This is a genomic window from Methylorubrum rhodesianum (genome assembly GCF_014199985.1).
In the GTDB taxonomy this organism is placed as follows: domain Bacteria; phylum Pseudomonadota; class Alphaproteobacteria; order Rhizobiales; family Beijerinckiaceae; genus Methylobacterium; species Methylobacterium rhodesianum.
This window is the reverse complement of sequence record NZ_JACHOS010000006.1, coordinates 254,286-274,577: the sequence shown is the minus strand read 5'-3', so window position 1 is coordinate 274,577 and position 20,292 is coordinate 254,286. Positions and strand designations below refer to the sequence as shown.

The 20,292-nt window shown below is 69.8% G+C and carries 1 protein-coding gene (cut by a window edge); it reads right to left on the bottom strand.

Annotation, left to right across the window (positions count from 1 at the left end):
• Positions 1–20,292: the 5' end (the start) of an LEPR-XLL domain-containing protein gene (locus tag HNR01_RS11240; protein WP_183667778.1), read on the bottom strand. The gene continues 25,125 nt to the left of window position 1, outside the view; 20,292 of the gene's 45,417 nt are visible here — the first part of the coding sequence; the start codon lies at positions 20,290–20,292; its stop codon lies off the left edge, out of view.

Here is a 20,292-nt window from a genome sequence, read left to right as displayed (position 1 = left end):
GGTGCCGACGAGGAGATCCGCATCACCATAGGCGGTGATGTCGGCGCCCGCACCGATGTTCACCGCGTTGTTCGGACGGATGATGACGGTGGTGCTGCCGCTGGCGACGGTCGCCGCCCCGTAGGTCTCGGAATTCGAGACGGAATAGGCGTTGCCGCCACCATTGGCCGAGAGGGTCAGGTTTCCGAGCGTGAACAGGGTCGCGTTGGCGCCGATGTTCACCTGCGCCACGAAGTTACGGGTCTCGATGCTCGAGAAGGCACCGGCGCCCGACAGCGCGCCCCCGGTCGTCAGCGAGACCTTGTCGTAGGCGTTGATGATGTTGTTGGCCGCCAGACGGATTGCGCCTGCGGTCCCGGCACGGGCGACCGTGATGAGGTCGGCATTGCTGCCGACATCGACCCGCGTGGTGATGTCGAGAACCGTCGAACTGTGCGCCGCCGCGCCGCTGGCCAGACCGCCGGTCGAGCCGACGATGTTGGCCTGTCCGAGCTGCGGCTTGTTCACGGTGTTCGTCGCGGTCGCGAGGATGTCGCGGGCCGTGACGCGGGAATTGATCCCGAAAGCGGCGGTCACCGCATGTGTGATGGTGTTGTTCACGACGGCGCCGGCTCCGGCGAGGGCGCCGTAGCTGTCGGTGATGATCTGGCCGTTCATCGTGCCGACGTGATCGGCGGCGAGATAGAACAGACCTGTGCTGTCGCTGTTCTTCGTCAGGTCGATGGCGACGCCGGTGCCGAGTTCAGCCCGCGTGCTGCCGCCCATGCTGGTGCTGGCGCTGGCGGCGGTGCCCGAGACGAGGCCGCCGCTGCCGGAAATTCCCTTGGCGAAGTTGTCGTCGACGCCGGAGGCGGTGACGGTCATCGAGCCGGCATTGAGCGCGCCGAGGGACACGACGCGGGCGCTGGTCACGGTTGCCGAACTCGCCGACGCGACGGTCGCGCCGGCCGCAACGAGGCCGATGCTGGCGCTGCTGGCGGTCGAGGTCTGCCGCGTGTTGCTCGTCGCGCTGACGGCGACGGCGCCGCTGACGGCCAACACCGTGCCGACATCGAGCAGGCCGCTGACCGTGCTGCTGTTCTCGGCGAGGGTCACGGTCGAATTGATGCCGATCAGGCCGCCGACGGAGCCGGAGGCGGTCGCCGTCGCGGAGTCGCGGCCCGCCTGACGGGCGAGGTTGCCGAGCACCGACAGGCTTCCGGCCGTGATCGAGACGTTCTTGGTCGAGGCGCCGACCGTGGCGGCGACCTTGGCCTCGGCCACCGAGGCACCGATCGCGGCGGTGCCGGCATTGATGCCCTGGGCCCCGGCGTTGACGGACGGAAGCGCGGTGGCGACCACGCTCACATTCGAGGCGGACACCGAACCGCCCTCAATGGTGGCGGTGACCGTCGGGCGTGCCTCGACCTTGGCGACGGAGCCGCCGGCCGCGAGGGCGAGCAATCCGCCGGCGACGGAGATGCCGAGCACCTGCGAGTCGATCGTCGTGGTGTCGCTGGCGCTGACGGCGACGTCGCCCGCGGACGTGAGGCGGCTGTTGGTGATGCTGGCGCTCGTCGTGCTGGTGACGGTGTCGCCGGTGCCGGCGCCGCCGCCCGAGACGGAGACGCTGAAGGCCGAGACGCTGCCGGACATGGCAGCGGCGCGCGCGCGGCTCGTCAGGGTCGTGCTCTCGGTCGCGGTGACCGCGACGGAACCCCGGGTCGTGAGACCGCCGGTGGTGCCGAGATTGCGGATGGCGGCCGTGACGTTGTTGGCGATCACGTTGTCCGCCGCCGCGACGGCGAGGGCGAACGAGCCGCTGCCGAAGGTCCCGAACGAGGCCGCGACCGAGGCCGCGCCGGTCTCGACACTGAGGCTGGACGTGTCGCGCGCCGAGACGGTGACGTTGTTGGCCGTGATCTTGTCGCCCGCCCCGTCGCCGTCGATCGCCGCGCTCACCACCGCACCGATCCGGTTGTGCGTGCCGGCGCCGGCGCCGGCGGCGCTGACGGCGATGGCACCGCCGGAGATCGCCACCGCGCCGGCCGCGACCGTCGCCCGGATGGTCTGGCCGGAATTGGCGGTAACCGACAGGTTGCCGCCGGCCTCGATCGTCGTGTTCTGCGACAGGGCCTCGATGAGGAGCGCGGCCGACTTCGTCGTCTTGTCCTGACCGTTGACCCGCTGCGTGATCTCGCTGCCGATCAGGTTGGTGGCAACGCCGGTGCCGATGCTGGCCCCGACCGCAACACCGCCGATGCTGACGCCGGCCGCGAGTGCGGCGACCTCCGCCACGATCCGGCTGTTATTCGCAGCGGCGACCGCCACGTCACCGGCGGCATTCAGGCGGGCGTTGCTGACCCGCGCGCGGGTGGAGCCGCCGATCATGTTGGTGGCGATGGCACCGCCACCGGCCACCGAGACGGCGACGCCGCCGCCCGAGAGCGCCACGGCGGCCGCAGCCACGCGGGCGTTGATGCTGGACCCGCCGTTGTCGGACGGAACCGTGGCTTCGACGCGGATTCCGCCTGTGCTCGTCGTCACGGTGGCCCCGTCGACGATTGCGGTCACGGCGTTGTTGATCACGTTCAGGGCCACAGCGACGCCGATCGCCGGCGCCACGCCGACGGCGCCGCCCGCAGCCGCGATGGCTGCTGCGCCGACATCGACGTTGATCGTGGCCTGATCCTTGGCGCGGACGGTGACGTCTCCGCCCGTGACGTTCGTCGAAGCGCCGGTGATTGCCGCATTGGTGGCAAAGCTGATCGCGTTGCCCGAGTAGCTGCCCGATCCGGCCACGCCGACCGCGACGGTTCCGCCCGTGGCAACGGCCGAGGCCGCCGCGACGGTCGCGTCGATGTTGCTGGAGGAGGTCGCGGTGACCGCGACCGATCCCTGCGCCGTCGCGACCGTATCGGCGATCAGAGCCTCGACCCTGGCGCCGCCATCGGTGTTGAGCGTCGGCTGATCGAGCCGGTTGCCGTTCGCGTCGGTCGTCTTCCAGCTTCCGATGATGTTCTGGGCGCCCGAGAGGCCGATCGCCACCGGAATGCTGGCGAGACCCGCGCCGCCGCCGGCCGCGGAGAGCGCGACCACCTTGGCGTCGATGTCCTGGCTGCTCTTGGCGCCGACCCGCAGGCCCGCTGCGCTCGTGACGCGGTTGAGGGACGATTGCCCGTTTGCCCGCTCGATCGCCGCGCGGGTGCTCGTGGTGATCACGTTGATGGCGCCCGCGCCGCCGCCGGCCACCTGCACGCTGACGCCGCCGGCACCGCCGACGCTCACAGAGGCCGCCGTGGCGATCGCCTGGATCGACCCGCTGCTCTCGGCCTCGACCGAAATGTCGCCGGAGGTCGTGGTGACGCCGGTATCGGCGTTGCGGATGAGCGCTTCGACCGTGTTGCCGATGCGGTTGGCCGCCATCGAGACCGAGACCGTGACGCCGACGCTGGCCGCTCCGGCGCCGCCGCCCGCGATGCCCGCCGAACTGACGGAGGCGGTGATCGCGGAAGTGTCCTTGGCGGACACGGCGATGTGCGTCGCCGTGATGCCGGTCGCGCCGTCGCCGTCGATATAGGCGCGCGTCGCGACGGCGATGGTGTTGGACGCACCGGTGCCGGAGCCCGCCACGCTGACGGCCGCCGCGCCGGCTCCCTGGATCGAGGCCGAGACCGCCCCGACATCCGCCCGGATCGTCTGGTTCGAGACGGCGGTCACATCGAGCGCGGCGTCGGAATCGATGCTCGCATTGCTGAGATAGGCCTGGATCTCGTTGCCGGCACCGATGGTGTTCGCCGCCGCGCCGACGCCGACCGAGACACCGACGCCGGCCGCGCCGCCGCCGCCAGCCGCCGCCGCCGCGGCGATGATCAGGGCCTCGATGTCGGCATTCGAGCCGGCCGACACCGTCGACTTGCCGCCGCGCATGGTCAGCGCGCTGTTGGCGACGAAGGCGTTCGTCCGCACCGTGATGACGTTCGACGCACCGGCACCGCCGCCGCTCACCGAGACGCCCGCGGCACCGCCGCCGCCTATGGAGACCGCCGCCGCCGAGGAGGTGGCCCGGATGCGCGCGTCGTTGCGCGCGCCGACCGACACGCCGCCGCTGCGGGTGGTCAGGCCGGCATCGACGTTGGAGATCGATGCCTGGACGCCGCCCGCGATGCTGTTGATGGCGAGGGCGAAACCAATCGCCACGCCGACGCCGGCCGCGCCGCCGCCGGCCCCGGAGAGCGAGGCAGCCCCCGTGACAGCCGTGATCTGGGCCGTGTTGGCGGCCGAGACGGTCACGCTGCCCGCCTTGATGCCGTCCGGACCCGCTCCGTCGCCGTCGATCGTGGCCGAGGTCACGATCCCGATCGCGTTGGCGGTGACCGAGCCGGCCGCGCTCACCGAGACACCGGCCGCGCCGCCGCCCTGGATCGCGGCGGAGGCCGCCACGACCGTCGCGGTGATCTTCTGGCTCGCCGTCGCCTGAACCGTCAGGGCCGAGGCGATGTCGAGGGACGAGTTCTTGACCGAGGCTTGGACGGCCGCGGCATTGCCGCTGAGCGTGTCGACGCGCTGCTCGTTCTCGCCCGCGCTGGTCCATTCTCCGATGCGGTTCTCGGCACCGCTGGCGCCCAGCGCGACGCCGACGCCGGCCGCGCCGCCACCGCCGCCGGACGCGGCCACCGCCGAGATGATCGCCGTGATCTCGGACGAGCCGGTCGCCGTCACCGTGAGGCCGCCGCCGCCGGCCGTGGTGATGCGGCTCGCATCGACTGTGGCGCTGACCGAGCCGAGGATGCGGTTCGAGGCGAAGGCACCGCCGCCGGACACGCCGACGCCGGCCGAACCGCCGCCCGCGATGCTGATCGCCGCCGCCGCTGCCGCCGCGTTGATGCGGCCGGCGCGCGAGGCGCTGACCGAGACGCCGAGCGGTCCGGTCGTGCGCAGGAGGGTGTCGGCGTTCTTGATTGCCGCTTCGACGTTGCCGGCGATGCTGTTGAGCGCCAGCGTGAAGCCGACCGCGACCGAGACGCCGGCCGCACCACCGCCCGAGCCCGCGAGCGAGGCGGACCCGGCGAAGGCATCAATGGTCGAATTGTCGGAGGCGCGGACCGAGACGCTCCCGGCCTCGATCCCGGCCGCACCGTCGCCGTCGATGACGGCGCGGGTTGCCACCGCGATGGCGTTCGTGACCGACACGCCGGCCGCCGAGACGCCGACGCCGGCCGAACCACCGCCGCCGATGGAGGCCGCGGCAGCGGCCACCTGGGCGGAGATCGCCTGAGCCGAGTTCGCCCCGACCGTCAGCGCGCCGCCCGTCTTGACGCTGCTGCCCGTGAGAAGCGCCTCGACGACGGAGCCCTGGGTCGCGGCGGCGGTATCGACGCGGTTGCGTCCCTCGCCGGACGACGTCCAGTCGCCGATCTGGTTGGCGGCGACGGACACGCCGATCGCCACGCCGACGCCGGCCGAACCGCCGACGCCGACAGCGAGCGAGGCAGCCGCAACGAGAGCCGAGATCTTCGACGTGGCCGCGGCGGTCACGGTGACGGTGCCGCTCTGCGTAATCGTGCTGGCGGCCATCACGGCCCGGGTGACGGGGCGAATGGTGTTGAAGGCGAGAGCCCCGCCGCCGGCGATGGCGATGCCGCCCGAACCGCCGCCACCGATGCTGACGGCGGCCGCCGTCGTCGTCCCCGTGATGGTCGCGTTGCTGAGGGCATCGACCAGGACCGCGCCGGTGCCGGCGTCGATCCCGTCGCCGACGTTGTTCACGCTGGCCCGGGTGGACGCGTTGATGGTGTTGAGCGCGAGCGCGAAGCCGATCGAGACCGCGACGCCGTTCGAGCCGCCGAAGGCGGCGCTGACCGCGGCGGTGAGCGCGTTGGCGGTGATGCTCGACGTATCGGCCGCCTTCACGGTGACGGCGCCGGCCTTGATCGCGTTGCTCGCGATCGCGCTGCCGCCCACGCCGTTGCCCTCGATGAAGGCCTGCGTGGTGACACCGATGGCGTTGATGACGGCCGTGGCGCCGCCACTGACGCCGACGGCATTCGAGCCGCCGCCCGCGAGGCCCGCCGAGATCGCCGCGATGTTCGCCTTGATGACGTTCTTCGATGTCGCCTCGACGCTCAGCGCGCCCTTCGCATCGACGCCGACGCGGGTCAGGGACGCCTCGACGACGGTGCCGCCGTTGTTGGCCAGGGCGTAGCTGGTGTTCGCATCGGTCCCCGTCGAGGACCAGACGCCGATGCGGTTCTCGGCGATGGCGGCGCCGAGCCCGACGCCCGCGGCATTGCTGCCGCCCACGCCCGCGGCCAGCGAAGCCGCCAGGATCGCGGCGTTGATCGCGGCCGAGGCCTCGGCCTTGACGCTGATGGTACCGCCCGCGCCGGTCGTGGTCAGCGTGCTCTCGCTCGCCTGCGCACGGGTGCTGGTGGTGATGACGTTGCGCGCGTAGGTCACCGCCGCGCTGACGGGAACGGCGTTCGAGCCGGACGCGGCCACGGCGATGGCGGCCGAGGCGGCGTTCGCCGTGATGGCGCCCGCCGATTTGGCGGAGATGAGGATCGCGCCGACGGTCTGCAGACCACGATCGACGTTCTTCACATTCGCCGAGACATCGTTGGCGATGGAATTGAGCGCGATGCTGCCGCCGACGGCGATCGAGACGGCGTTGCCGGACGCGGCGGCGAGCGAGAGGCTCGCCGAGAGCGCCTGCGTCGTGATGGTCGAGATGTCCTGGGCCGAAACGGTGGCGCTCGCGGCCTGGAATCCGGGCGTCGCGCCGGTCTTGTCGCCGTCGATCGAGGCCGCGACCGCGAGGCCGATATTGCTCATCGCGAAGGTGCCGCCGACGCTGACCGCGCCGGCCTTGCCGCCCGCGACGGTGACGCCGGCCGCGATCGCGACGATGTCGGTCGTGATGGTGTTGTTGGCGCTCGCCGCGACGGAGAGCGCCCCCGTCGTCGTGACCGGGCTGCCCACCAGGGTGGCGGAGACGTTGGCGCGGCTTCCGAGCGCGGGCGCCTCGCTCAGCGTGTGGGCCGTCTCGTCATAGGCAGTCCAGGCACCGATCTCGTTATAGGCGATGGAGATGCCGAGCGCGCCCGCGCCGCCATCGCCGGCCCCGCCGCCGATGGATGCCGCGGCGCCGACGACGAGCGACTTGATCGTGGCGCTGCTGCTCGCCGAGACGGCGACATCGCCCTTCGCGTCGATCGACGCGTTCTGGCCCGTGGCCGTGGTGCTGCTGTTGATCTTGTTGACCGCAGCGACACCGGCACCGGAGACGGAGATGCTCTTGTCGGCGCTCGCGCTCACCGCGACGCTGGCGGCGGCCGCGCGCGTCTCGATGGTGCCCTGCCGCGTGGCCTCGATGGTCACACCGCCCGCGAGCGTCGTGACATCGGCGTTCTTCACGGTCGCGGCGACGTTGCCGCTGATCTCGTTGATCGCCACGCTCGCCGTGAGCGAGACCGCCACCGATTTTCCCTGCCCGAACGAACCGGCGACCGAAGCCGCGCCGACATCCGCCGAGATGGTCGAGGTGTTCTTGGCGGTGACTGCGAGGCTGCCGGCTTCGACGGCGATCGACGTCCCGTCCGCAGCGAACAGCTCCGCCGTGGTGGCGACGTTGATGGTGTTGCGGGCGCCCGAGCCGCCGAGGCTCGCCGAGAGCGAATCCCCGGACCCGCTGCCCGAGACGCCGACCGCCACGGTCACCGTCGTCGCATCGATATCGGCCTTGGATTCGGCGCGCACGCCGACGGCGCCGGTGGACCGCACCGGCGTACCGGACACCGTGGCCCGAACCGCGGTCCCCGAGGTGCCGACGACGTTCCGCGCGGCGGAGACGCCGAAGGCGACACCCGTGGATTTCCCCTCGGCCGTGCCGGCGAGAGTGATCGCGGCCGCACCGGTCAGCGCGACGACCTTGGCCGCATCCGTCGCCGTGACGGCGAGGCTGCCGACCTTGGCGCCGCCATTGGCAGCGTCCCCGACCTTGGAGTCGGTGATCTCGGCAATCGTCGATCCCTCGACCGTGTTGATCGCGAGCGCGCCGCCGCCGCTCACCGAGGCCCCGTCGCCCTTCGAGGAGATCTGCGCGCCGACGGCGGCGGCGATGGTCTGCGCGAAGATGTCGGCGCTGCGGTTCGCAGCCACGGTGACGTCGCCGAGGGTCGCGAGATTGGCGACCTGCGTGATTCGCGCGGCCACTTCGCTGGTGATCGAATTGTCGGCGAGCGACAGGGCGATGGCGAGGGTCGACTTCGAGGCGGTGTTGCTCGCATCCGCGCTCAGATTGGCCGAGAGGCCGAGGGCGACGGAGGTCGCCCGGATGACGGCGGTGTCCTTGGCCGAGACGTTGATCCCGCCCGTGCCGGAGGTGACCGCGTCGTCGCTGCTGCCGGTGCCGTCGATGACGGCGGAGGCCGAGGTCACGACCTTGTTGCGGACGAACAGGCCGCCGCCGGACAGCGCGACGTTGCCGTCGGTGCTGGAGCCGCCGGAGCTGCCACCCGTCGAAACGCCGACCGCCATGGCGGTGGCAAGGGTCCGGGCCTCGATCCGGCCGCCCGAGTCGGCCTCGACCGACACCCGGCGCCCGGCGTTCAGCCGGGACTTTGTGACGTTCGCCTTGACGTCCAGCGAGCGCGCCTTGTCGGCGGCGAGGCTGCCGGTGGGATCCGTCGGGATCAGGCTCAGATTGTAGCCGATCATGTTGAAGGCGAGCGACACGCCGATCGCCACCGCCTGGGCCGTGCCCTTGCCGACGACAACGGCCGCCGCGGCGGCCTCGACCGAAGCCGTGATGGTCGCCGCGCTCTTGGCGGAGACGGTGATGTTGCCCTGGCCGCCGGTCCCGTCGGTGACGCTCGGCGCCTGGCTGCCGGACGCGGTGATCCGGCTGTCGGCGATCCGTGCCTCGACACCGCCGAGGATCGTGTTGACGCCGAAGGCGCCGCTGCCGGAGACGCCGAGATTCTTGCCGTCCTCGGTGCTCAGCAGCACGGCGATGGCGGTGGCCGCGACCTTCGCGGTGATGGTGGCGGTGTTGGCGGCGGTGACGCTGACGTCGCCCGCACTCGCCGCGAGGTCGCCGATCCGGTCGAGGCCGGCTTCGAGCACGACGTCGAGGATGGTGTTGCGGGCGAAGCTGGCGGCGACGGAAATCGAGCGCGTGGTCGTCGCGGTGCCGGTCCCGCCGGTGTTGCCCGTATTGCCGGTGTTACCGGAGGTGTTGGTGCCGCCCGAGGTGCCGCTCGTGTCGGGCATGTTGTAGACCACCGCCGTGACGGGGGCCTTGACCACGGCGTCGATGGTGGACGCACTGCGGGCGTTGACGGCCACGCCGCCCGCCGCCTTGAGGCTCGTCACGTCGGCGATGGTGGCTGAGGTGCCGACACGCACGAAGTTCAGGCCGGCGACGGCGCCGACGGTGGTCGCGGCCGAGCCGATCGAGGTGACGGCGTTCTCGATGGTGGCGTTGATGGTCGCCTTGGACAGAGCCTCCACCGAAACCTTGCCGGTGGCGTTGATCGGCTGGCCCGAGATCGAGGCGGTCGCGGCGAACTGGCCGCCCTTGGTCATCTGGCTGTCGAGATCGATCCCGACGAGCAACTCGGCGAGGTCGAACACCGCGTTGGTGCTCGGGCTGCCGATCTTGTTGAAGGCGGCGGTGATGCCGACGGCGGTCTCGCTCGAATCGACCGTGCTGTCGATCGTGGCGGTGATCGCGCCGGTATTGCGGGCGCCCACCGCGACGTTGCCGACGGTCGCGCTCGCGGTCGCGTCGCCGAGCGGGCTGCGGTCGATCGTGGCGGTGCTCGCGCCCACCACGACGTTCGAGGCGATCACCGCCTGGGCCGCGACGGACTGCTTGTCGCCGGCCTTGGTGCCCGGCTTCAGCTTCGACTCGACCTTGATGTTGACCGTCGCGGTGATCGCGCCCTTCTGCTCCGCCTGGACGCTGATATCGCCGGCCTTGACGACGGTCATGCCCGTCAGCGTCGCCGTGGCGGCGCTGCGCACGTCGTTGGTCACGAGGATGCCGCTGACGGCGACGGCGTAGGGCTTCGACGGGGTCTGGCCGCTGGTGGTGTTCGCGTCGTTGGCCGGCGGCGTCGCCGAGCCGGCGACATCCTTGCTGTCGCCGAGGTTGAGCACGCCCGGCGGCAGGAACTTCACGAATTCGCGGAGATTGTTCTCCCTCCAGCCATTGGCCTCCGTGTAGGTCTCCGTCTTCAGATCGGATACGAGCTTGGTATCTCCGAAATAGACGTAGAGCTTCTCGACGCCACCGACCTTCGCGAACACGATGTCGCCGAATGTGACGGTCTTCGCGCCCGACTCGGTCGTGTAGGTGTAATTGCCGAGGATCTTGTCGGCAAAGTCCTGCAGCACGCTCGGCTTGGTGAGGCTGGCAATCGTTGAGAGGTTGTTCAGCGAGGTGATGCTGCCGTTGCTGGTCGCCGAGATCGTCACCGCGCCGGCGGCGTCGAGCCTCTTCGTCGGGTCGATCGTCGTGCCGGCCGCGTTGCTGCTGTCGATCCGCGCCACCGCCTCGGAATTCACGAGGTTGCCGGAGAGCGCGAAGCCGATCGCGTAGGCGCTCGCATCCTTGAGCACCGCCTGCGACGCGCTGGCCTTGTTGGTGAGCTGGGCGTTGATCGACGCGTCCGAACGCGCGGTGACGGCGAGCGCATCTTTGGCGTCCGTCGTCGTGACGGTGCTGCGCAGGATCTGCGCGCGCGCGCCCGACGGGTCGGCGTCGTTACCGCTGCCGGCGGCGATCAGCGGCTGCCCCGTGATCGTGTCCGCGGCGCGGAACAGGATGTTCTGTTCCTTCCAGCCAATGGTGTTGAAGGCGAGCGTGATCGACACCGCGCCCTGGTCGCTGGAGGTCGCGGTCTTGGTCGTGGCGTCGATGGTGGCGGTGTTGGCCGCATCGACGGTCATCCCGCCGCCGGTGACGGTGCTGTCGACGATCTCGGCCCGCGCCGTGCCGAGGATGGCGTTGGTGGCGATGATGCCGCCGAGCGCGAGACTCGTCGGCTGGCTCTTCGTGCCGAGCGTCCGGTCCGTGGACGGGTCGGCCGGCGTGGTCGGGGCCGGGGTGCTGGTGCCGCTCGTCGGCTTGTAGGAACTCGCCGACTTGACGTTGGCGGCGCTGTCGGCGGTCGCCTTGATCGTGGCGGTCTCGCTCGCCTGAACCGTGACCGTGCCGCCCGCCTCGGCGGTGACGCCGGTGATGCGCGCGACGGCGTCCGCGTGGACGCTGTTGAGCACGACGAGGCCGCCGATCGCGAGCGAGGCGGAGGGCTGTGCCGCGACCGTGCCGGTCTTGGCGGCGTTGTTGGCCGACGGGTCGCCCGTGGGCGCCACCGTCTCGGTCGAAGACGTGGCCGGGGCCGGCGTCGTCGCGCCTGTGCCCGCACCCGTCCCAGTGGTCGGCAGCTTCAAGCCGTCCGGAATGAAGTTGGACTCGAGAGCGCGCTTCCAGAGGAGCTTGTTGGTGTAGTCGGTGGCCGCGAGGTCGATCTTCGCGTCGCCGCCCATGTAGATGAAGATGTCTCCGGCCTTGTAGGCGCTGGACTTATCGGCGATCAGCTTCCACTTCGCCCCATCCGCAAAATTCGGAGCGAGCGAGTTGATACCGACCAGGATGTCGGCACCGACATACTTGTAAATCTTGCCCGAGAGGTCTTCGATCGTTTCGCCGGTCTTGACCGTGATCTCGCCCTGCCCGGCCTTGTAGGTCGGCTTCGCGTAGCCGTCCGCGATCCGCACCCGCGTGCCGAAGGTGACGTCCTGCGCGTTCGCGGTCTTCGGAAGCTGGCCATAGGCCGAGAGGTCGATGGCGCCGATGCTGTCGGTGCTGAGGCCGAACGGCTTCAGGAAGTTGTTGAGCCCGTCCTTCAGCTCCAGGATCTTGCCGGCGGTCTCGATGACCGCGCGATCGACGGCGACCTGCAGGCGGATCAACTGACCGACGCTCTTTTCGGCTAGGTCGGCGCTGTTGCGCAGCGCGGCCTCGTCGAGATAGCCGAGGCGCGCCGCCTCGGCAGCGACCTTCAGTGCCTCGAGCCGCGCCTCGTCGCCACCAGCCGTGTTGACCGAGAGCGCCGTCAGGTGCCCCGACAGCGCGTCGGCCGCTTCTGCGATCCGCGTCTTGAGATCGGTCTGATCGGTGCTGGGGATCTTGGTGACATCGATTCCCTCGAGCTGATCGACGAGGGTCTGGTTGATCTTGATCAGGTACTCCGTCGTGACCTTGCCCGCCCTGAGTTCGAGCAGCTTGGTCTCGACCTGCTTCAGCAGCGTCGCGGGGCCGGCCTGAAGCTCCTCGATCAGCCCCTTCACGCGGGTGATCTGCGCGGTGACCTTCTCCTCGAAGGCGGTCAATTCGGCCGGTGCCCAATCGGCGCGGTTCTTGATGATGTTCGACTGGATCGTGGCCGACTGGACCTCGTTCGGGTTCGTCGAGAAGTCCGACGGCAGGTACTTGTTGAGCTTGGACTGGTTGGTGACGGCGCCGCCGTCGCTCTTCGTGACGGTCGAGCTCGTGACGATCTGGACGTTCGAGGTGATGCCGGCCGCATCCGTCGCCGTGACGGCCAGGGCGCCGCCGGCCGTGATGCTCCGGGTCACGCCGGTGTTGTCGATGAGGGCGACGGCACTGCCGCTCACCTTGTTCGAGGCGAGAACGACACCGAATCCGGTGCCGGCGCCGCCCGAGACCATCGCGACATCGGCCGAGGAGGTCGCGGCATTGCTGACGGTCGCGTTGATCTTGGCGGCCGAAACCGCCGAGACGGTCAGGTCGCCGCCCGCCTTCGCCGAGGATTGGACGATCGTCGCCTTGGCGCCGGCGCCGATCTCGCCGCCGAAGGCTCCCGAGATGGCCGACTGCCCGATCAGCGTGTCGATCGCGTTGAAGAGCAGATTCTGGGTCTCGTAGCCGACCGAGTTGAACGCGAGCGTCACCGCGCCGGACACGCCCTCGCCACCCGACGTCGTCGATGACGCCCGAATGCGCGCATCGACACCGGATTCGTTCTCGGCGCTGACTTCGAGGTTGCCGGTCGTGGATTCCACCGTCGAACGCAGGACGCTGGCATCGGCGCCGCCGCGCACGACGTTGGTCGCGGCGATGCCGTTGGCCGCGATGAGCGTACCGCCGCCGCTGCCGCCGCTGGTGCCGGCTGCGCCGGTCTTCGACTGGAAGGAGGTGCCACCGGACGACGTCACGGTGCTGAGGAGGGTGGCCGAGATGTCGGCGGCGTCCTCAGCATGGACCGTCAGGTTCAGAGCGGAGGTGACCGTGGCATCGGTGATGCGGGCGCCCGCGCCACCGGTCACCTCGTTGAACACGATGAGGCCGCCGAAGGCCTTGGACGAAGAGCCGGGCGTGCGGGCGGTCGGGGTCGGAGCCGTCGAGCCCGCGGCGGGCGTCGGCGGCGCCGGCGGGTTGGCCACCGTATCGAGCTTCGGCATGACCGTCTTCGCGGCGGCCGGAATCCAGTTGTCGCTGGTGTAGTCCTCACCGTGGAGTGTGACCCGCGTGTTGTCCGCTCCACGCCAGATGTAGATCGTGCCCTTCTCGCCCTTCGAGAGTGTATCGGTCTTCGAGAGCAGCACGCCCTGGCCGGCCATCATGTCCTGGAAGCCGCCGTTCGACGTGTAACGTGCCTTCTGGCGCGTGATCGTCGTGGTGCCTTCCGCCGTCTTGATGGTGGTCGTGTCTTTGTCCAGGGTGTCGCCGGTCGTGGTTCCGGGTGTCGTGCCGGCCGCCGTCGGCTTGGTGGACACGATGGCCCCGTCATCGACCGCGAACCAACGGGCGGCGTTGGTGTAATCCTCGGCTGCGAGATCGACCGAGGCATCGGACGCGGCGACGAAGATGAAGACCCGTCCCTTCAGGGTGGGCTCCTCGGTCCGCTTGGCGTCGGTGTTCGAGCTCGATCCGGCCGGCGCGGCAAAATCGGCCGCCAGCCGCACGCGGTCGCCGGCCTTCAGCGCCTTGGTGCCGGATTTCGAGGTGTAATCGTAGATGTTGAGGGCGGTGGCGACCGCCTTCTTGGCTAGTTCGGCGACGCTGCCGGAGACCGACGACGCACCGATCATCGTGCTGGTCGATTCGATGCTGGCTTGGTTCTTGGCCGAAACGGTCACGGCGCCATCGGTCGAGGCGACGGTGGCGGCGGTCTGAGCCGGGGCCTGAGCGGCGACGGTTTCCGCGCCGATGAACGCCTCGGCGCGGGCGCTGACCTTGTTCATGGCGAGCACCGCGCCCGCGGAGATCCCGCGCGCGCCAGTTTCCGCCTTGTGGACGGTTTCCTCGGAATCCGCCTGCTCGGCCTTGTTGCCGGCCTCGGCCGTGATCGTGGCTTGGCTGTCGGCGGTGATGGAGACGTCGCGCTTGGCCGTGACCGTAGAGCCGGTGATGTAGGCCTTGGCGCCGGCCGGGTTTTCCCCGTTGGTCGCGGTGGCGATGAGCGGATCGCCGACGATCGTGTCGACGGCGTTGAAGAGCGGGTTCTGCTGCCGGAATCCGACCGTGTTGAAGGCGAGCGTGAAGCCGACCGCCGTCGTTTCGCCGGCAACGGACCCGGCCGCACTCGCCTCGATCGTCGATGTGTTCTCGGCGGAGACGCTGACGCCCCCGTCCTCGCTCGTGACGGTGCTGTCCTTGACGTAGGCGAGGGCGCCGTTCTGCACGTTGTTGGACACGAGCACGCCGTTGGCGGCCGAACCGCCCTCGGCCTCGACCTCGCTCTCGTCGGTGGCGTTGATGGACGCCTCCGATTTCGCGCTGACGCTGACGTCGCCGGTGGCCTGAACGGCGGTGTTGACGATCCAGGCCTTGGCCTGACCCGACACGTCGTTGCGGGCGAAGATGCCGCCCAGCGCGGTCGCCGAGGATTTCGCCGCCGCGATCTTTCCGGTCGGAGCGGCCGAGCCGCCGGGCGCACCCGGCACGACGTTGGTGGCGTCGAGCTTCTTCCAGAGCGCGAAGTCGGCAAAGTCCCGCGCCGTGTTGCCGAGATCCTCGGCGGCGGTGAAGTCGGCGCCCATGTACTGGTACACCGCGCCCCTTTCGCCCTTGCCGGCCCAGCTGTCGCTGAGGCGGATCTTCTCGCCGAACTTGACCTGCCGGCTGCCGGAGGCGGTGGTGTAGGTGTACTCGCCGAGCAGCGCCTCGGCATTCTTGCCGAGACCGCTGACCGAACCGGTTTTTCCAGCCGACGCCGAGGCCGCCACGGCGGTCTCCGCCTCGATCCCGACCGTATCGATGGCCGACACCGTGACATCCGTGCCCGAAACCGTCTTGGTCCGGGCATCGATCACCGCCTCGGCGGCGCCGCTGACGCGGTTCATCGCCACGAGACCGGACACCGCCAGCGAGTTGACGCTCGCTGCCTTGGCGGCGGCAGTGACCTCGTTGCTCAGGGTCGAGGCGATCGTGCCGGAGGACTCGGCCGTCGCGCTGACCGCGCCCGTGGCCGTGACCCGGGTGTTGGTGATGCGCGCGCTGGCCTGCGCCGTCGCCGGGTTACCGAGATTGGTCCCGACCAGGGCGTTGAGGGTGTCGAAGCCGAGATTGCTGCTCTCGTAGCCGATCGCGTTGAAGGCGAGCTGGATGCCGCCCGCCCGTGCCGTGGTGGTCGGCGCGGTCGTTTGCCCCGATCCCGTCGTCGGCGTCGTCGTGCCACCGGTCGAGCCGCCGGCGGCGGGATCGGCCGCGGCGTCTTCGGTACCGGAGGGGCCGCTCGACAGCGCGGTGATCTGCGCCTGGACTTCGGCCTCGATCGAGCCGGTCGTCTTCGCCTCGACCGCGACCGCGCCGTCGTCGCCCGCGGTCGTGACCTCGGAATCGGTGATGGAGGCGTCGGCTGCCGACTGGATGGTGTTGGTCGCGATCACCGCGTTGATTGCGAGCGCACTCGAATTCGACGTGCTGGACTTGTCGAAGGCCGAGGTCTGACCCGGAACCGTGCTCGCCGTCCCGCTGCCGGCCGTGCCTTCGGCCGTCTCGCCGGTCTGCTCCCGGATCGTGGCGATCGCCTCGACGGTGGCATCGGCCTTCGATGTGATCGTCGCGCCGCGCTCGGCCGAGACCACGACGCCGCCATTCACCGTCGTCGTGGCGGAGGAATTGCTGATCGCGGCGGTGACGCCGCCCTTGATCTCGTTGCGCACGACGATGCCGCCGGCCGAGGTGCCGCCGGATCCGGTCGTCTTGGCCGGCGCGGCCTCGGTCTCGCTGACCCGGCGCCAGAGATCGCGATTCGAGAACGTCGCCGTCTTGAGGTCGAGCTTGTTCGCGGCGGTGCGGTCCGCGCCCATATAGGCGTAGACGTCACCCTTCGCGCCGATCAGCTCCCAGCTCGGGCCCGTGAAATTCTCCTTCGACAGGTCGATCGAATCCGATGTCGCCGGTGCGGTCGGCGTCTTGATGTAGCGGTAATAGGAGCCGACCTCGCCGCTGCCGGCCGGATGGCCGGGGCTCACGAGGACCACATCGCCCGTCGTGACCGCCTTCAGCGTCGGAGCCTTGCCCGGCGTCGTGCCGCTCTGGGCCTGTTTCGTCGTCGACGGCAGGTTGGACTTGATCGCGTCGAGGGTGCTGACGGTCTTGATCGCCTGCTCGCCGAGCAGGGTCGAGAAATCGACGGCCACGCGCTGGCCGAGGGTGATCGCCACCGGCTGGCTCGCGCTCAGCTTGTAGTCGGACTTGATCTGCGGCTGCTTCGCCGGCAGTCCGCCGTCGCTGGCGGCTTGGCTCGACGCCACGAGCTTCACGTTGGCGTTGATCGTCGACAGGTCGGTCGCGCGGACGCCGAGCTCCCCCCCGCTCGTGATGGTTGCGCCGCTGATCACCTCGGCGGTGGCCGAACGGTTCATGCGGTTGGTCGCGATCAGGCCGCCGATGCTGCGCGAGCCCGCGCTCGTCACCGCGCCCGGCTCGCTGCTCAGCGTCGCCTTGCCGAGGAAGGTCCGGGCCTTGTTGATCGCCGTGCGCGTCGCTTGGGCCTTCGCTTCATCGAGACGCGACTGCTCGGGGGTCGAAACGGTCACGGTGTTGCTGACCGTGGCGTTCACCGTGCCGGCGCTGATCGCCTTCACCCCGACGCCGCCGGCCGTTGCCGTGACGGTGGCGGCCTCGATTCGCGCACGGGTCGCCTGGGTGGCGGCAAAGGTGAAGAACCCGCTGCCGAGAATGGCGTCGATGGCCATCCCGACAACCTTGTCGGCGAGCTTGTCGCTGCCGGTCAGGCCGTCCGGCCGGTAGCCGACGATGTTGAAGGCCGCCGCACCGCCGATGGCCGTGCCGCCGGATTTGCCTTCACCTCCGACCGAGGTCTGCACCCGTGAATCGATGTTGGTCACGTCGGACGCGTTGACGGAGATGTCGCCGGTCGCGGCGCTCATGCTTCCGCCGCGGACGGTCGCTGTGGTACTGCCGAGCACGATGTTGACGGCGTAGGCGCCGGCCACGCCGAGCTTGCTCGCCGCGACGACGGCCTTCGCGTTAGTGGTCAGGTCGAGGGCGTTCTGCGCGGTCAGCGCAACACCCTGCGCGCCGGTGACGACCGAATCCGTGACGGTCGCCGTGATGTCGCGCTCGACCGTGTTGACGGCGGAGCTGCGGGCGATCCCGATCAGTTCGCGCTTCGTCTCCTCCGCGTCGCTCTCCTCCTCGAGGGTGTCGGTCCGGATCGGCTCGACAATGGCCTGCGCCTTGGTCGCATCCATCGCGACGACGGAGATGGCGCCGCCGGTCGCGGTCAGGCGCGCCGTCTCGACGATGGTCTTGGTGGAGCCGGTCAGCAGGTTGCGGGCCTGAACGGCGCGCGACTCGATCGTGGTGTCGTTGGTGGCCGCGACGGCCAGGGACGCGGCCGCAACGGACACGCCGCGCACCGCGACCCGCACGGCGTCGTTTACGTTGATCTGGGCCGCACCGGCCTTCATCGGCGCGGGCAGCGAATTGTCGGTCTCGCCGTCGCCCGCGACGAGGCCCGTCTCCGGGTTGGCCGGATCGGTCGCGTCGGTGGCGGCGCGGATGCGCACGGCCACGCTGCCGGCATTGGCGGCATGGATGCCGGCGGCGCCCTGCGCCCACACGAGGGCGATATCGCCCGCGGCGGGCGCGCCGGCGGGAAGGCTTCCGGCGGCCGGCACACCGAGATCGACGCTCGTGAGGCGCGTGACGGTCTGCGTGCCGGTCAGGCCGAACACGTTGAGGATGTTGATGGCGGCAGCGGCCTTCGCGGCCGCGCTCGCCGCAGCGTCCAGCGCCGGGTCGTCGAACTGGAACCCCGGCACCGCCGTGGCATCCCGTGCGACGAGCGTGATCGTCGAGTCGGTCTTGTCGTCGGCCGAGATCTGGAGCGCAAGGGCAGGATCGCTGCCGGCGATGGTGCCGGGGCCAGTCTGCTTGATCCGCGGGTCCGTGCTCACCGCACTCGGAGCGACCGTCACCTGCGTCGTGTTGTTGATTGTCGTCTCGGCCGATTTGATCAGGGCCTTGGCGGCGAGTTCGGCGGGCGTGAAGACGTCGCTGAAGCTGCCCTCGCCCTTGATCGCGCTCTTGACCTTATCGAAGGTGCCGGCCGCGGCGTCGGTCACCGTCAGGACGCCGGGCAGAACGAGCCCGATGGCCTTCACGTCGACCTTGGCCACCGTGTTGGCGGCGATCTTCACAGTCCCGCCGTTCACCGCCCCCTTGGCACCGACGGCGATCGTCGAGCTGTTGGTCTGTCTCGGCGTGACGCTCTTGAGCTGCGACGTCAGGGTCGAGGTCAGCGTGACGGCGTTGTTGACGTCCGTGGTCAGGACAGCGTCGCCCGTCCCCGCATCGACCGTACCGGCGAGGGTGATTCCGGCGAGCCCGTTGGCGGTGACGCTGATGGTCGAGGTGTCGGCCGGCGCCGTATCAGCGATCGCGATGTCGCTGCGGACGGCAACCCTCACGCCGGTTCCGCGGATGACGGCTCCGTCGTTGACGGTGACAGCCATCTGCGCCGTCGCGCTGCCGGAACGATCGAGTCCGGATGTGGTGAGGACGGGCGTCACGGTCGCGTCGGCCGCGATGGTGACTTGGCCGCTGGCCGACAGCGTCTTGCCCGCCGCGACGCTCAGAGTGTTGGCCCCCTCGCCGCCCTTGAAGACGATGCCGAGATCGCCCGCCAGCGCACTCAGGTTGGCCGATACGGCGATGCTGTCGTCGCCCGCGCCGCCATCGAAGGTAACGGCGAGATTTCCGGACGCTGCTTCGAGATTGGTGTCGAAGACGATCCTGTCCGCGCCCGCGCCGCCGCTGATCGTGAAGGAGGGGGCGGGCGGCAGGCTGGCTAGGTGGAGCGTGTCGTTGCCGCTGCCCAGGATCACGCCGAGGCTCGTCGTCGGCGCGGTGAAGGCAAGGCTGCCGAAGGGCGCTGCCGCCGAGGGGGCGCTGCTCCGAGCCAGCGTGTAGCTGCTTCCGCTGCCGGACAGCGTCGCGTCGATGCTTCCCGTCACGATCGACGAGATGTCGAGCTGCAGGCTCTTCTTGCCGCCGCCGAACGTTCCACTGAGGCTGCCGCTCGCGCCGATCGTCAGCGTGTCGTCGCCCGCAGCGGCACCGACGAGGTTGGCGACGTTCGAGAAATGACCCGCGAACTTGCCGGACGCGATCTTGCCGGCATTGGCGCCCGTCAGCTTGAACTCCGCACCCGAACGCGCGGCGCCGGTCGGCGTGTTCAGGAGAGAGATGGTGTTGTCGAGATTGTTGGTCGGACTCGCGCCGGCACCCGTCGGATCCGTGAAGGCGAGAATCGGCTCCTGCGTGTCGCCGAGAAGCTTGAAGGAATCGGCATCGACCGTGATGGTTTCTTTGCCGCCCGATCCTTGAAGTGTGTAGGCTTGGTTGGAATTCGCGTCGATGATGCCGAACGTATGGAGTGGGTCCGTTCCCTGCGTTCCCTTCGTGTAATCGAAGACTTGGATGCGCTGCACCGTCTTCGTGATGCTGTTGATCGTTTCGTCGCGCTGGATCAGCTTGACGAGAAGCTGATGCTCGACGGTCGCAGCGTCGGTCGGTGCACCAATCTGATAGGTGATGTCGGAGTTGAGAAGAACGCGCGGCTCCAACGGATCGAAAATCAGTCGATCGCGGTTGAAGAGCTTTCCGGCCTTCGTCTTCAGATGCAGAACGAGTTGACGCTTCGACGGGCGCGCGGCGCGCGGCGTCTCCACGGCCATGCGCGCACGGTCGCGGCGGCGGAACAGGGGACCCCAGAAGCCTTCCGACTTGAACGGAAAAGCCAT